Here is a 16201-nt window from a genome sequence, read left to right on the forward strand (position 1 = left end):
GAACGGGTGCGTGCGGGGCGGGGGTCACCGGTCGCCGCCCATCAGCTCCGCCAGCTCCTCGGCGGACAGGTCGTCGAAGCCGGTGTCGTCGGCCGGGACGGCCTCGCGCACCGGGACGGCGGCGGTGACCGGTGCCTCGGCGGCCGGGGCGCGGCGCACCGCCTCGGCGTACTCGCCCAGCAGCGGTGCCTCGAACAGCGCCCGGACCGGCAGCTCGCGGCCCAGCGACTCGCGGACGGCGGCGGTGACCTGGACGGCCAGCAGGGAGTGGCCGCCGAGGTCGAAGAAGTCGTCGGCCAGCCCGATCCGGGCCACGCCGAGGACGGTGCTCCAGATCTCGGCGAGCGCCCGTTCGGTCCCGTCGCGCGGGGCGAGCAGTGCGGTCGAGCCGGTGGACCAGTCCGGCGCGGGCAGGGCGGCCCGGTCGAGCTTGCCGTTGCCGGTCAGCGGCAGCGCGTCCAGGGTGACGAAGGCCTCCGGGACCATGTACTCCGGCAGCCGTTCCCGCAGGTGGGAACGGAGCCGGGGGACCAGGTGGCGGGCGGCCCGGCCGCGGTGCGGGTCGTTGGCCCAGTGCGGCCAGGGCAGGCCCGCGTCGTCCCCGGCGGGTGCCGGCGCGGTGTGCGGCTCGGTGCCGGCCGGGCGGAAGGCGGCGTCGAAGCGGCCGGTCGGGTCGCCGGTCGCCCAGCTCAGCTCGACGCAGTGGCCCAACTCCTCGGCCAGTTCGCGCAGTTCCTGCGGGTCGAGGGCGGCGGGCCGGTCGGCCTGGTCGGCCTGGACGGCCCCGGCCGCGCCGGCCTGCTCGGCCCCGCCGACCGCGCCGACCAGTCGGGCGGCGGTGCGGGCGTCGGCGTCCACCCGGGCGTTGGGGATGCCGGTGACCACCAGTGGGGAGCCGTCCAGCAGCGCCCCCAGCTCGCCGCCGGTCCACGGCACCGTGCGCACCTCGGCCGGGGCCGGTTCGGCGTCCAGGTGCAGGACCACGTCGTAGCGGTAGCGGGTCATCTCGTTGCGGTCGCGCCCGGGCTTGGGCCGCACCTCGACCCGGCCGATCCGCGGGACCTCCCGGCGCAGCGCGGCGAAGAAGCGCGGGTCGAGCAGCAGTTCGTCCTCCTGCCGGACGGCCTGGCGGACCTGCCGGGCCAGTTCGGCGTCGGCCGTCCCGGCGGGCAGGCCGGGCTGCAGGACGGACACCTGGAAGGCGTCCAGCAGGGCCAGGTGCCGGACGTCGCCGACCACGATCCGCCCGCCGGGCGCCAGCAGCGCGGCGGCCCCGGTGAGGACCTCGACCAGGTAGCCGGCGCTCGGCAGGTACTGGGCGACCGAGTTGACGACGACGGTGTCGAACCCGCCGACCGGCAGGCCGTCCAGCTCGTGGCCGGCCCGGCGCAGCAGCCGCACGTGCTCCCAGTCGGCCGGCAGGTGGCGGCGGACGTGCGCGACGGCGCTGTCCGACAGGTCGAGGGCGGTGTACTGCTCGCAGTGGCCGGCCAGCCGGAAGAGCAGCAGGCCGGTGCCGCAGCCGATCTCCAGCACCCGGCGCGGGCCGGTGCCGCGGATCAGCGCGACGGTGTCGTCCACCCAGCGTCGCATCTCCTCGGCCGGGATCGGCTCGCCGGTGTAACTGCTGGTCCAGCCGCGGATGTTGAAGGTGGGGTCGGCGCCGCCCACCTGCTCGTACTGCTCGTAGGCGGTGTCGAAGACGGTCCGCCACTGGGCGACCTGCGCGGCGTCGCCGGTCGCCTCGGTGTCCGTGCCCTCGGTGTCGTCCGTCGCCTGGGTGTCGTTCGGGGTCTCCTCGGGGACGACGTAGGCGACCAGCCCGAGGTCGCCGCCCGGCGCCTCGCGCGGCAGCACGGCCGCGTGCCGCACGCCCGGGTGGTTGCCGAGCTCCGCCTCGATCTCGCCGAGCTCCACCCGGTGCCCGCGGACCTTGACCTGCTGGTCGATCCGGCCCAGGTACTCCAGCGTGCCGTCCGGCAGCCGGCGGGCCAGGTCGCCGCTGCGGTAGAGCCGCTCGCCGTCGCCGACGGGGGAGGGGACGAAGCGGTCGGCGGTCAGGCCCGGGCGGCCCAGGTAGCCGCGGGCCAGGCCGGGGCCGCCGACGCACAGCTCGCCGGGCGTGCCGGGCGGCACCGGCTCGCCGCGACGGTCCAGCAGGTGCACCGCCAGGTCGGCCAGCGGCTGGCCGATCACGCTGCCGGGGGCGGCCAGGTCGGCGGCGCCGAGCGGGTGCGCGGTGACGTGCACCGTGGTCTCGGTGATCCCGTACATGTTGACCAGCCGCGGGCCGTCGGGGTGCCGGGCGGCCCAGGCGCGCAGCGCGCCCGGCTCCAGGGCCTCGCCGCCGAACACCACGTGCCGCAGGGCGAGCGGCGGGCTGCCCGCCTCTGCGTCCGCGTCGGCGAACCGGCGGAAGGCGGTGGGGGTCTGGCTGAGCACCGTGACGCCCTCCGCGCGCACCAGCGCGTGGCAGGCGGCCGGGTTCTGCCGGGCCTCCTGCGGCACCACCACGACCCGGCCGCCGTGCAGCAGGGCGCCCCAGATCTCCCAGACCGAGAAGTCGAAGGCGGCGGAGTGGTACAGCGACCAGACGTCCTCCGGGCCGAACGGCACGTCCGCGGCGGCGGCCTCGAAGAGCCGCAGCACATTGGCGTGGGTGAGCAGCGCGCCCTTGGGGCGGCCGGTGGTGCCGGAGGTGTAGATGACGTACGCGAGGTGGTCCGGGCGCAGCGGGGCGGGCTCCAGCGGCTGCCCGTCCGCGGGCTGGTCGACGGTCAGCACCGGGATGCCGTCGGCGAGCGCGGTGTGCTCCGGATCGGCGACCAGGGCCACCGCGCCGGAGTCGGCGAGGGTGTAGGCCCGCCGGTCGGCCGGGTGGCGGGGGTCGAGCGGGACGTACCCGCCGCCGCTCTTCAGGATGCCCAGGATGCCGGTGACCAGCGCGGTCGAGGGGTCGACGCAGATCGCCACCCGGCTCTCCGGGCCCACCCCCAGGGCGCGCAGCCGTCGGGCGAGGGCGTCCGAGCGGCGGTCCAGCTCGGCGTAGCTCAGCCGCTCCGGGCCGCAGCTGACCGCGATCGCGTCGGGGCGCAGCCGGACCTGCTCGGCGAACGCGGCCGGCAGGCTGACGGGCCCGGGGGCCGCAGCCGTCCGCGCGGTGCCGGCCGCCAGCTCGGCCGCGCGGCCGGCCGCGTCCAGCAGCGGCAGGGCGTCCAGCCGGGTGTCCGGGGCGGCGACCGCGGCGGCCAGCAGGTGCAGCCACTGGTCGATGAACCGGCGCACCGTGCGCTCGTCGTACAGCTCGGTGCGGTAGTCGGCCAGGCCGGTCAGGCCCTGCGGCGTCTCGGTGACCTGGAGGTGCAGGTCGAACTTGGCGGTGCCGGTGTCCACCGCGGCCACGTCCATCCGCAGCCCGGGCAGCTCGATCCTGGTCTCCGGGGTGTTCTGCAGCACCAGCAGCAGATTGGCGAACGGGGTGCGCCCGCCGGCGTCGCGGTCCGGGCGGACCTCCTCGACGATCCGCTCGAACGGCACGTCCTGGTGGGCGTACGCGGAGAGCGCCGACTCCCGGACCCGGCCGAGCAGTTCGCGGAAGGTCGGGTTGCCGGACAGGTCGGTGCGCAGCGGCAGCATGTTGACGAAGAAGCCGATCAGGCCCTCGGTCCGGGCCTGGTTGCGGTTGGCCACCGGCGAGCCGACCACCAGGTCGCTCTGCCCGCTCCAGCGCTGCGCCACGGCGGTGAAGCCGGCCAGCAGCGCCATGTACAGCGTGGCGTCGTGCTCCCGGGCGAGCGCGGTGAGCCGGGTGGCGAGGTCGCCGTCCAGCCGCCACGGGAAGGAGGCGCCGGCGAAGCCCTGCCGGGCGGTGCGCGGGCGGTCGGTGGGCAGGTCCACCGCGCTGGGCGCGCCGGTCAGCCGCTCCCGCCAGTGCGCCAGCTGGGCGTCCAGTGCCTCGCCGGACACCTTCTCGTGCTGCCAGAGCGCGAAGTCGGCGTACTGGACGGGGAGTTCCGGGAGCTCAGCCGGCGCGGGGCGCCCGTCGGCGGCCGGCCGGTAGTGGTGGGCCAGCTCGCGGACCAGGATGTCCAGCGACCAGCCGTCCGCCACGATGTGGTGCAGCGCGAGCACCAGGACGTGCTCCTCCTCGCCCAGCCGGGCCAGCCGGCCGCGCAGCAGCGGTCCGGTGGTCAGGTCGAACGGACGGCGGCTCTCCCGCTCGGTCAGCTCGGCGAGCGCGGCCGCCCGCTCGTCCCCGGCCAGCGCGGACAGGTCGGTGAGCGGCAGCGCGACCTCGGCCCGGGCGTGCACGACCTGCTCGGGCCGGCCGTCCTCGGCGCGGAAGGTGGTGCGCAGCGCCTCGTGCCGTGCCACCACCAGGTTCAGCGCCCGCTCCAGGGCGGGCGCGTCCAGCCGGCCGGCGAACCGGACGGTGCAGGCGATGCTGTAGAGCGGGCTCGGGCCGGCGAACTGCTCGACGAACCACAGCCGTTGCTGGGCGAAGGAGAGCGGCAGCCGGACGCCCTCGGCGCGGGGCGTGATCGGACCGGCGGCGTCGGTACGGGCGAGGCCCTGCTGCTGGAGCAGTTGGGCGAGCAGCCGGCGCTTCTCGGCGGAGAGCGCGGGGCGCTGGGGTGACTGGGTCATTGGGGAGTCCCGGGAGGGTCGGCGAGCGCGGTCAGGAGGTGTGGTGCGGCAGCGGGAACTCCCGGCAGAGCCGGGCGACTTGGTCGCGCACCTCGGCGCGGACGGCCGGGTCGAGGGCGAAGCCGTCCGTGCCGTGCGGCACCACGGCGGTGAGCACCCGGTCGACCAGGGCGGCGCAGCGGCGCAGTTCGGCCGGGCCCATGCCGCGCAGCGCGAGGGTGTTGGTGCCGAACCGGACGCCGCTGGTGATCCGGGGGCCGTGCGGGTCGCCCGGGATCCGGTTGCGGTTGACCACGATCCCGCAGCCGGCCAGCGCGGATTCGGCGATCGCGCCGGTCAGCCCGCGCCGGCCGACGTCCAGCAGCACCATGTGGTTGTCGGTGCCGCCGGTGACCAGGGTGTGGCCGAGGCCGGCGAAGGCCTCCGCCAGCTCCCGGGCGCCGGTGACCACCCGCTGCGCCAGGGCGCGGAACTCCGGCTGGGCGGCGATGTCGAAGGCGCGCGCCTTGGCGGCCACCGCCCCCAGGTCGGGGGTGCCCTGGAGGAACGGGAAGGTGCCGTGGGAGATCGCCTGGGCCAGGGTGCGCCTGGTGCCGGGCAGCGGCAGGTCGGCGTCCCGGCCGAGCAGGATCAGGCCGCCCCGGGGGCCGTAGAGCTGCTTGTAGGTGCTGGTGGTGGTGGCGTGCGCGTGGTCCACCGGGCTGGGGTGCAGTCCGGCCGCGACCAGTCCGGCGATGTGCGAGATGTCGGCGAGCAGGAAGGCGCCGACCTCGTCGGCGATCCGGCGGAAGCGGGCGAAGTCCACCGTGCGCGGGTAGGCGCTGGCACCGCACACGATCACCTTGGGCCGGTGGGTCCGGGCCAGTTCGGCGACCTGCTCGTAGTCCAGCAGGCCGTCGGCGTCGGTGCCGTAGCCGACCGCGTGGAAGAACCGCCCGGACACCGAGGCCGGCGAGCCGTGGGTGAGGTGGCCGCCCGCGCTCAGCTCCATGCCGAGCAGGGTGTCGCCCGGCTTCATCAGGGTGCACAGCACGATCTGGTTGGCGGTGCTGCCGGAGTGCGGCTGCACGTTGGCGTACCGGGCGCCGAACAGCGCGCGGGCCCGCGCCACCGCCAACCGCTCGACCTCGTCGACCAGTTCGCAGCCCGCGTGGTAGCGGGCGCCCGGGTAGCCCTCGGTGGTGACGTTGGAGATGCTCGCGCCGGCGCAGGCCAGCACCGAGGGGTCGGCGCTGCTGGAGGCGGCCACCATGGCCAGCGTCTCGTTCTGCCGGGTGTGCTCGCGCTCCAGCAGGTCGGCCAGCAGCGGGTCGGCGGCGGCTAGGCGGTGCGCGCCGAGTGCGGCGTGACGGGCCAGGGTGTCGGTGCTCGTGGTGGTGGTGATGCTCATGCGTGGCTCTCCTCGTGCTCCACGGGCCGGTCCGCTCGGGCGAGCAGTCCGTGGGCCTCCTCGTCGGTCATCTCCAGCAGGGCGGCGGCGATCCGGGCCACCGCCGCGACGTCGGTGCCGGTCTCCCGGCCCCGGGCGGCCAGCCGCTGCGCCTGTTCGGCGAGGGTGGGCGCCTCGAACAGCTCGCGCAGCGGCAGTTCGACGCCGAAGGTCTCCAGCACCGCCGAGGCGAGCCGGGTGGCGAGCAGCGAGTGCCCGCCGAGGGCGAAGAAGTCGTCCTCGGCGCCGACCTGCTCGACCTCCAGCAGTTCGGCCCAGAGCGCGGCCAGCACCCGCTCGGTGTCGTCCCGGGGGGCGACGTACGCGGCGGTGGCCCGCTCGGCCGTGGCGTCGGGCTCCGGGAGTGCGGCGCGGTCCACCTTGCCGTTGGGCGACAGCGGCAGCGCGTCCAGCGTCACGAACACCGACGGGACCATGTACTCGGGCAGTTCGGCCCGGAGCAGGGCGCGCAGCTCGGCGGCGGTCGGGGTCGGCGCGTCGGCCGGGGCGGCGACCAGGTAGCCGATCAGCCGGCGCTCGTCCCCGCTGCCGCGGGCCGCGACCACGGCCCGTTCGACGCCGGGGTGGCGGCGCAGCACCGACTCGATCTCGCCCAGCTCGATCCGCAGGCCGCGCAGCTTGACCTGGTGGTCCAGCCGGCCGATCAGCTCGATCACCCCGTCGGCCCGGGTGCGGGCCAGGTCGCCGGTGCGGTACAGCCGGGCGCCGGCCGGCACCGGCCCGTCGCCGGCGCCCGGGTGCGGGCGGTAGCGGTCCGCGGTCAGGCCCGGGCGGCCCAGGTAGCCGCGGGTCAACCCGGTTCCGGCTAGGCAGAGTTCGCCCGGGACCCCGACCGGGGCCGGCTCCAGCGCCGGGGTCAGCACCACGGCCTGCTGGTTCACCATCGGGCGGCCGTACGGGATGCTGGTCCAGGCCGGGTCGACCTCGCCCACCGGGTAGGTGATGGAGTGGACGGAGGCCTCGGTGGCGCCGCCGAGGGCGATGAAGGCCAGCCCAGGCGCCAGCCGGCGGAACCGCCCGGGCAGCGGGACCGGGATCCAGTCGCCGCCGAAGAAGGCGACCTTCAGCTTGGGCAGCCGGACGTTGCGCTCCTCCCCGGCCCGGACGAAGGCGTCGGCCAGCGCGGGCGCCGAGTTCCACACCGTCACCCGGTGGCGGCGCACCAGGTCCACCCAGTGGTGCGGGTCGCGGGCCCGGTCGGGGTGCGGCATGACCACCGCGCCGCCGGCCGCCAGGATGCCGAGCGTCTCGTAGACGAACATGTCGAAGCTGGGGGAGGAGAGGCCGAGCACCCGGTCGTCCGGCCCGACGCCGTAGGTGTCGTTGAGGTCCAGCAGGTTGTTGACGGCGCCGCGGTGCGGGACGGCGATGCCCTTGGGGGCGCCGGTGGAGCCGGAGGTGTAGATGACGTAGGCCAGGTTGTCCGGGGCCGGGCCCGGGCGGTCGGCGGGCTGCCGCTCGGCGGGCCACCGGTCGGCGTCCTCCACCTCCAGCAGCGCGGTGCCCTCGGCCGGCAGCAGTCCGGCCAGGGCGCGTTCGGTGAGCACCACCGGCGGCGCCGCGTCCCGGAGCATGAAGGCCAGCCGCTGTTCGGGGTAGGACGGGTCGAGCGGCAGGTAGGCGCCGCCGGCCTTGAGCACGCCGAGCACGGCGGCGATCAGGGCCGGGCCCTTGGCGAGGCAGACGCCGACCGTGGTGTCCGGGCCGACGCCCAGTTCGGCCAGCCGCCCGGCGATCCGCTCGGCCAGCCCGTCCAGGGCCGCGTAGCTCAGCTCGCCCTCGGCGTGCAGCACGGCCGGTGCCTGCGGGCGCTCGGCCAGCCGGGCCTCGAACAGCTGGTGCAGGCAGGCCCCGGCCTGCGGGTAGTCGTGGGCGGTGTCGTTCCACTCGACCAGGGCGCGGTGGCGCTCGGCCGCGGTCAGCATCGGCAGCGCCGACAGCCGGGTGTCGGGGGCGGCGACGGCGGCGGCCAGCAGGGTCCGCCAGTGGCCGAGCAGCCGCTCCACCGTGGCCGGGTCGAAGAGGTCGCTCGCGTACTCGACGGTGCCGGTGAACGCGCCGTCCAGTTCGCGCAGTTGGAGGTTGAGGTCGAGCTGCGCGCCGCCCCGCGGCACCTCCCGGACGGTCACCGCCAGGCCGGGCAGCTCGGGGGCGGCCAGCGGGGCGTTCTGCACCAGCAGCAGCGACTGCACCACCGGGTTGTGGCTGAGCGCCGGGCCGGTCGACCGCTCCGGGAGCATCCGCTCGAACGGCAGCCGCTGGTGCTCGAAGGCGTCCAGCGCGGACCGGCGGACCCGGGTCAGCAGGTCGGCGAAGGTGGGGTCGCCGGTCAGCGCGGTGCGGATCGGCAGGATGTTGACGAAGCAGCCGATCAGTCCCTCGGCCTCGGCCGGGCGCACCCCGGTGCCGGTGCCGACCACGATGTCCTCGCTGCCGCTGTGCCGGGCCAGCACCGCCTGGAAGGCGGCCAGCAGGGCCATGAACGGGGTCACCCCGGAGCGACGGCACAAGGCCTTTACGGCGTCGGACAGTTCGGCCGACAGTTCGACCGGCAGGGTGGCGCCGCGCAGCGACTGCGCCGCGGGGCGCGGGCGGTCGCAGGGCAGCTCCAGCAGCTCGGGCGCGCCGGCCAGGGCCCGGTGCCAGTGGGCGCGCTCCCGGTCGTCGTCGGCCGCCTGGGTCTCGGCCTCCCAGACCGCGAAGTCGCCGTACTGGACGGGGAGTTCGGGCAGCTCGTCGCCCTGGCCGGCGTAGCACCGGGCCAGCTCGGCGAGCAGCACGCCGACCGACCACATGTCGGCCACCAGGTGGTGGACGGTGACGGCCAGCACGTGCCGCTCCGGCGCCAGCCGGTGCAGCGTCGCGCGCAGCAGCGGGCCGCGGGCGAGGTCGAAGGGGCGGGCGGCGTCGGCGGCCAGCACGGCGTCCAGTTCGGCGGGCTCGGTCGGCCGGGTCTCCAGCGTGAACTCCTGCGGCTCGCCGACCAGTTGCACCAGCTCGCCGTCGACCTGGTCGAAGCAGGTGCGCAGCGACTCGTGCCGGTGGACCAGTTCGGTCAGCGCGGCGGTCAGCGCGGCGGTGTCGAGCGGGCCGGCCAGCTCCAGGGCGAACGGCAGGTGGTAGGCGCTGGTGCCGGGGGTCAGTCGCTCCACCAGCCAGATCCGGCGCTGCGCCGAGGAGGCGGGGAAGGCGAACTGCTGCATGGTCTGCTCTGCTCTCTGCCGGTCGGCCGGCTCGGGTTCGCGGTCGGGGGTGGGGTGGGGGACGAAGGTGGCGGCGGGGGCGGTCATGCGCCGGTGACCAGGTAGGCGGCGGCCTCGGCGCCCAGCCCGGCCGGGATCCGCAGGTCCGGCCGGACGGCGGCGGACGGCGGGCGCTCGGCCGCGCGGCGGGCCCGGCCGCCACCGGTGACGTGCAGCAGCACGGTGTCCCGGGCCGGGATCCGGCCGGCCGCGACGGCCCGCCGCAGGCCGGCCAGGGCCACCGCCGCGGCCGGCGCGAGGTCGATGCCCTCGACCTCGGCGAACAGCCGTCCGGCGGCGACCGCCTCGGCGGTGTCCGCGGCCAGCAGCTCCCCGCCGCTCTCGGTGAGGGTCTCGCGCACCCCGCCGGCCACCGCGTAGGGCGGCTTGCGGGTGGTGAGCTCCTGGGCGTGGGCGGCGGCGATCGCTTTCCGCACGGCCGGGCCGGAGTCGACCACCGGCTCGGCCAGGCCCTCCTGCCAGGCCCGGACCATCGGTGCGAACGGGGTGTTCTGGCAGAGCGTCAGCCGGGGCAGTCCGCCGGAGCGGCCCGCCGGGTCGGCCGCGGTCGGGAAGCCGGCCGCTCGCAGCCGTCCGGCCGCCTGGTGCGCGGCGATCGCGCCGGCCCCGCTGCCCACCGCCTGGACGTAGTGGTCGGGCAGCCGGCCGATGCTCTCGGCGGCGGCCAGCAGCGCGGTGCCCAGGCCGTCGCGCCGGGCCACGTTGCGGGTGCCGCCCTCGGCCCGGTGGCCGGGCCGGGCGGCGATCGCGTCGGCCAGCTCGATCGCGTCGGTGTAGTCGCCGGCCACCGTCACCAGCCGGACGCAGTCGGCCCGTTCACCGGCGGCGGCGAGCAGCGGCAGCGCCGTCTCCGGCACCACCAGCACGCAGGCCACGCCCTGGCGGGAGCAGGCCCGCAGGAAGGCCGCGGCGGTGTTCCCGGCGGACGCCACCACCAGCACCGGCGGCCGCTCGGGCAGCCGGGCCAGCACCGCCTGTGCCTCCAGCTCCTTGAAGCTGCCGGTGGTGAGGGCCGCGCCGCGCTCGGGCCAGTAGCCGCTGAAGGCGACCCACAGCTCGGCCAGGCCCAGTGCGCGGCCCAGTCGCTCGGCCCGGTAGGTGGCGCCGCCGCTGCCCTCGGGCAGGGCCCGGCCGGCGGTCGGCAGCCAGTCGCGGTAGCGGAACGGGCCGCTGCCGGGGCCGGGGGTGAACGCGGTGGCGTACTCCGTGCTCAGCAGGCCCGGCCGGTGCGCGGCGTCGCAGTCCAGCCGCAGCCCGTCGTCCTGGTAGTCCGCCCGGCAGACCGGACATCGCAGCAGGTACGGGCGGTCCGCGCGGCCGGTGGGCGCGGTGGCCGGCCCGGTGGCCGGGGCCTGGGGGGCGGAGGTCATCGGCCCTCCCCGACGGTGGACGCGACGGTCGTCGCGGAGACGGAGACGGAGACGGAGGCGGAGGCGGAGGCGGCCCGCGGGCGCAGCGTGCCGTCGGTGCCGCGGCTGACGGCGTACCGGGAGCGGTCCACCCGGGTCAGCCCCGGTCGGGCCGGGCCGGCGGTCCGCCGCTCCCGGGCCGCCGTGTCCACCATGGCGGCCACGGCCGCGACCGTCGGCCGCTCGAACAGCCGGTGCAGCGGCAGCTCGGCGCCGAACTCGGTCCGGGCGCGCTCGGCGAACCGGGCCAGCAGCAGCGAGTGCGCGCCCCGGTCGAACAGGTCCTCGTGCCGGCCGATCGGGCCGGTGCCGAGCAGGTCGGCCAGCAGTGCGGCGATCCGCTCCTCGGTCGGCCCGGCCGGCGGCTCGGCCGCGCCCTCGGCCCCGTCCTGCGCGGGGGCGGCCTCCGGCGCGGGCAGCGCCCGCCGGTCGACCTTGCCGTTCGCGGTCAGCGGCAGCTCGTCCAGGGTCACCAGCAGCGCGGGGACGGCGTAGCCGGGCAGGGTGCGGCGCAGCTGCTCGCGCAGTTCGGCGGGCGTCGCCGACCGACCGTGCTCCTGCGCGCGGTGCTGCTCCAGGAAGGCGACCAGCCGCGCCCCGGCACCCGTACCGTCCACCACGACCGCCGCCCGGCGCACCGCGGGCAGCCGCTCCAACGCGACCTCGATCTCGCCCAGTTCGATCCGGTGCCCGTGCACCTTGACCTGGGTGTCGGCGCGGCCGACGAAGAGCAGCACGCCGTCCGGGCCGCGCCGCACCAGGTCCCCGGTGCGGTAGAGCCGGGCGCCGGGCCCGCTGCCGAAGGCGTCGGGGACGAAGCGCTCGGCGGTCAGCCCGGGCCGGCCGAGGTAGCCGTCGGCCAGGCCGTCGCCGCCGATCAGCAGCTCGCCGGTGATCCCGTCCGGGACCGGCTGGAGCGACGGATCGACCAGGTGGAGGCGGGTGTTGGCGACCGGCGTGCCGAGCGGCAGCTCCCGGTCGGCGCGGGTCAGCTCGCCGCGCGCCGACCAGACGGTGGTCTCGGTCGGGCCGTAGACCTGCCACAGCCGGACGCCGCGGGCCAGCAGGGCGGCGGCCAGTTCGGCCGGCAGCCGCTCCCCGCCGCACAGCGCGGTCAGCCCGGGGGTGCCCGACCAGCCCGCGTCCAGCAGCAGCTGCCAGGTCACCGGGGTGGCCTGGAGGTGGCTGATCCCGCCGGCCTCCAGGCAGGCCCGCAGCCGGGAGCCGTCGCCGGCCGCCGCCGCGTCCGCCAGGTGCACGGTCGCGCCGGTGGCCAGCGGCAGGAAGTACTCCAGCGCGGCGATGTCGAAGGCCGGGGTGGTGACGGAGAGCCAGCCGCTCCCGGGGGCGGTGCGCAGATCGCGTTCGAAGGAGGCCAGCAGGTTCGCCAGCGCCCGGTGCGGGACCACCACGCCCTTGGGGCGGCCGGTCGAGCCGGAGGTGTGCAGCACGTAGGCGGCTGCCCGGGGGTCGATCGGGGTGTCGCCGGTGCGGCGGGCCCCGCCGATGCCGTCGACCGCCAGCACCGTCCAGTCGCCGGCCGGCACCCGGTCGGCGGGCAGGTCGGTGAGCACGGCGGCGGCCGCGCCGTCGGCCAGCACCAGGGCCAGCCGCTCGGCCGGGTGGCCGGGGTCCAGCGGCAGGTAGGCGGCGCCGGACTTGAGCACGCCGAGCAGTGCGGCGAGCAGCCGCGGGGTGCGCGGCAGCAGCACGGCGACCGTCCGGCCGGGGCCGACGCCCAGGGCGCGCAGCCGCTCGGCGACGCCGTCGGCCAGCCCGTCCAGGGTGGCGTAGTCCAGCTGCTCGCCGCCGTCGGGGCCGGCGGCGCGGACCGCGACGGCCTGCGGGGTGCGGGTGGCCTGGGCCTCGAAGCGGCGCACCACGCCGTCGGCGGGGTCGTAGTCGAGCGCGGTGTCGTTGCCGCCGGCCAGCAGCGCCGCCCGCTCGGCGGGGGTGAGCAGCGGCAGGGCGCCGACCGGCCGGGTGGCGTCGGCCGCGAGCTCCGCCAGCAGGGTGGTGAACCGGGCGGCGAAGCGCTCGGCCGTCACCGGCAGGTACCGGTCGGTGTCGTAGCGGACCGAGCCGGCCAGGCCGTCGGCGGCCGAGCCCAGGGTCAGCTGGAGGTCGAACTGACTGCCGCCGACCGGCAGCGCCAGGGTCGAGCAGGCCAGCGGGCCGAGGGCGAACGGGACGCCGTCGCGGCCGGTGGCCATCGCCACCAGCGCCTCGGCGTGCCCGCCCGGCGCCTGCTGGAGGCTGAACAGGCTGCGCACCAGCGGCCGTCCGCCCTGGTCGCGGTCCGGGCGGACCAGCTCGACCAGCGAGGGGAACGGCAGCTCGGCGTCGTCCAGCGCCCGGCCCGCGTCCTCCCGCACCCGGGCCAGCAGCGCGGTGAACGGCTCGGCGGGGTCGATCCGGGCGCGCAGCGGCACGGTGTTGACCAGGCAGCCGACGGTGTCGGCGAACCCGGCGTCGGCGCGGCCGTGGGTCGGGCTGCCGACCACCACGTCGGACTCCCCGGTGCAGCGGGCCAGCAGCAGCTGGAAGGCGGCCAGCAGGACGGTGTACAGGGTGCCGCCCTCGCGCCGGGCCAGCGCCGTCAGCGCCTCGGCGGTGGTGGCGTCCACGGTCAGCGGCACGGCCGCGCCGCGCATCCGCGGGCGTTCGGGCAGCGGCAGGTCGGCGGGCAGCGAGGTCCCGCTGCGGACCCCGGCGAGGGCGGTGCGCCAGCGGTCCAGGGCGCGCCGTCCGGCGGCGGTGGCGGGCAGGTCGGCCTGGCGGCGGGCGAAGGCCGCGAAGGGGGCGGCGGCGTCGACCGCGGTGGGCGCGGCGCCGCGCAGCACCGCCGGGTAGCCGGTGGCCAGGTCGTCCAGCAGCAGGGACAGCGACCACAGGTCGGCGACCAGGTGGTGGGCGGTCAGGACCAGTCGGTGGCCGTCCTCGGCACCGGTGAACAGCCGGGCCCGCAGCAGCGGGCCGGTCTCCGGGTCGAAGGGCTGCTCGGCGGCCTCGGTGAGGCGCGCGGTCAGCTCCGCCGCGCTCCAGTCGGCGGCGTCGAACTGCTCGAAGACGGGCGGGAGTTCGGCGTGCACCCGCTGCACCGGGCCGGAGTCGGTCCGGGGGAAGGTGCTGCGCAGCACGGCGTGCCGGCGGACCAGCCCGTCCAGCGCGCCGCGCAGCGCGGCGGGGTCGAGTCCGTCGTGCACCCGGAAGGCGGCGGAGACCAGGTGGGCCGGGCTGTCCGGGGCGACCCGGTGCAGCAGCAGGAGGGCGGCCTGGCTGGGGGAGAGCGGGTGGTCGCCGGGCTCGGTGGCGGCGTCCCGGACGGCGGTGGTCCCCGCGGTGGCGTCGGCCGGCTCGTCGAGCCGCTCGGCGAGCAGGTCGGCCAGTCCGGCCAGGTCCAGGGCGAGCGCCTCGGTCAGCGCCAGGTCGACACCCAGTGCGGCACGCAGCTCGTGCCGCAGCCGGACCGCGCCCAGCGAGTCCAGGCCGAGTTCGGCGAGCCGGCGCTCCGGCGCGAGCTCCCCGGCGGTCAACCCGAGCCGGGCGGCGAGCAGTTCGCGCAGCGCGGCGAGCAGCAGCGCCGGGCGGTCGGCCGGGTCGGCGGCCCGCAGCGCGGCGGCGTCCAGCGCCACCGACCGCTCGGCCGCGGCGCCCTGCGGACGGCCGCTGTGGGCGAGCGCGGTGAGGGCGCCCTCCCGGTAGGAGGCGGCGCACACATGGCGCTGGACCTTGCCGCTGGAGGTGCGCGGCAGCGTCGCGGCGCGGATCAGCACCACCGCGGCCGGTCGCACCCCGTGCGCCTCGGCGACCGCCTCGCGCACCGCGCGGGCCAGCGCCGGCAGGTCGCCGTCCTGGTGGTCGCGGGAGACCTCGTGGACGATCACCAGCTCGGCCGCACCGGCCAGTTCGACCTGGACGGCGGCGCCGCAGTTGGCGCGCAGCGCGGGGTGGACGGCGGCGACGGTCTGCTCGATGTCCTGCGGGTAGTGGTTGCGGCCGCGCACGATGACCAGGTCCTTGAGCCGGCCGGTGACGTACAGGTCGCCGTCGCGCAGCAGGCCGAGGTCGCCGGTGCGCAGGAAGGTCGGGCCCTCGTCGTCGGCGGTCTCCTCGTCGGCCAGCCGGGCGCCGAAGGTGGCCGCGCTGTGCTCGGGCCGGTTCCAGTAGCCCTGGGCGACGCTCGGCCCGGAGAGCCAGATCTCGCCGATCGCGCCGGCGGGCACCGGACGCCGGGTGACCGGGTCGACGATCTCCAGCCGCTGGGAGTCGTCCGGCCGCCCGCTGCTGACCAGTTCGGTGCTCCCGGCGGCGGTGCCGTCGGCTCCGGTGACGCCTTCGAGCAGCGAGTGGGGGGCGTCGTAACGGGCCGGGGCGGTGCCGTGCGGCTTGCAGGAGACGATCAGCGTGGCCTCGGCCAGCCCGTAGCACGGGGTGAAGGCCTCGGCCCGGAAGCCGGCCGGGGCGTAGGCCTCGGCGAAGCGCCGGAAGGTCTCGGCGCGCACCGGCTCGGCGCCGTTGAAGGCCACCTCCCAGCTGCTCAGGTCGAGTCCGGCCAGCACCTCGGGGGTGGCCAGGTCCGCGCACAGGTCGTAGGCGAAGTTGGGGCCGCCGCTGACCGTCGCCCGGGTGCGGCTGATCTCGCGCAGCCAGCGCAGCGGGTCCTGGGCGAAGGCGGTGGGCGCCATCAGGGAGCAGGAGCCGGCGTAGTACAGCGGCTGGAGCATGCCGCCGATCAGGCCCATGTCGTGGAAGAGCGGCAGCCAGGACATGCCGCGGGTGGCTTCGGTGGTGCGGAACGCCCGCTGGATCAGCGCCGAGTTGTGCAGCAGGTTGCCGTGGGTCAGCACCACGCCGCGCGGGGCCGAGGTGGAGCCGGAGGTGTACTGGAGGAACGCCACGGTGTCGGCGTCGACCCGCGGGTGCGCCCAGTCCGTCGCCTCGGCCTCGGGCACCTGGTCGGTCGCCACCAGCCGCAGCACGTCCATCACCGCGCCGTCCGGGTCGCCGGGCAGCAGCCGGTCCCGGACGGCGGCGGTGGTCAGCGCCACCGTCGCCCCGCAGTCCGCGACGATGTCGACCAGCCGCTCCAGCGAGCGCGGCCGGCGGTTGGGCGGGTACACCGGGACGGCGACGGCCCGCGCGTACAGGCAGCCGACGAAGGAGACCACGTAGTCCAGGCCCGGCGGCTGGAGCAGCAGCACCGGACGGTCGGTCAGGCCGAGCCGCTGCAGCCGGGCGGCGACGGCCCGGGCCCGGCGGTCGAGCTGTCCGTAGCTCAGCCGCTCGGCCGGGGCGTCCTCCTTCCCGGAGAACTCGAAGGCCGTGCGGTCCGGATCCACCGCCGCGGTGGCGGCGATCGCCGAGATCCAGTCCTGGTGCTCAAGTCGCGGGTCCACGCGTTCTTCCCTCACCGTTCGGTGTCCGATGCC

The 16201-nt window shown here is 77.0% G+C and carries 5 protein-coding genes; all 5 read right to left on the minus strand.

Annotation, left to right across the window (positions count from 1 at the left end; genetic code table 11):
• Window positions 1–24 precede the first annotated feature (24 nt).
• Genes ABTZ03_RS24585 through ABTZ03_RS24605 form a run of 5 tightly spaced genes read right to left on the minus strand, consistent with a single transcriptional unit; the run spans window position 25 to window position 16168 of the window.
• Window positions 25–4647 carry a non-ribosomal peptide synthetase gene (locus tag ABTZ03_RS24585; RefSeq protein WP_350515227.1) on the minus strand — a complete coding sequence of 1541 codons (4623 nt, stop codon included), beginning with the start codon at window positions 4645–4647 and terminating at the stop codon, window positions 25–27.
• Between the two features lie 31 nt (window positions 4648–4678).
• Entirely contained in the window at window positions 4679–6037 is a 1359-nt protein-coding gene (gene glyA, locus ABTZ03_RS24590; RefSeq protein WP_350515228.1) for a serine hydroxymethyltransferase, read from the minus strand.
• A complete protein-coding gene (locus ABTZ03_RS24595; protein WP_350515229.1) occupies window positions 6034–9387 on the minus strand; it encodes a non-ribosomal peptide synthetase in 3354 nt (1117 codons plus the stop codon). Before ABTZ03_RS24595 ends, glyA begins: the two co-directional genes overlap by 4 nt.
• Window positions 9384–10730 carry a cysteate synthase gene (locus tag ABTZ03_RS24600; protein ID WP_350515230.1) on the minus strand — a complete coding sequence of 449 codons (1347 nt, stop codon included), beginning with the start codon at window positions 10728–10730 and terminating at the stop codon, window positions 9384–9386. Before ABTZ03_RS24600 ends, ABTZ03_RS24595 begins: the two co-directional genes overlap by 4 nt.
• A complete protein-coding gene (locus ABTZ03_RS24605; RefSeq protein WP_350515231.1) occupies window positions 10727–16168 on the minus strand; it encodes a non-ribosomal peptide synthetase in 5442 nt (1813 codons plus the stop codon). The genes ABTZ03_RS24600 and ABTZ03_RS24605 overlap by 4 nt, the downstream gene beginning before the upstream one ends.
• Window positions 16169–16201: the final 33 nt, after the last annotated feature.

Source organism: Kitasatospora sp. NPDC096077, assembly GCF_040303245.1.
Classification (GTDB): Bacteria; Actinomycetota; Actinomycetes; order Streptomycetales; family Streptomycetaceae; genus Kitasatospora.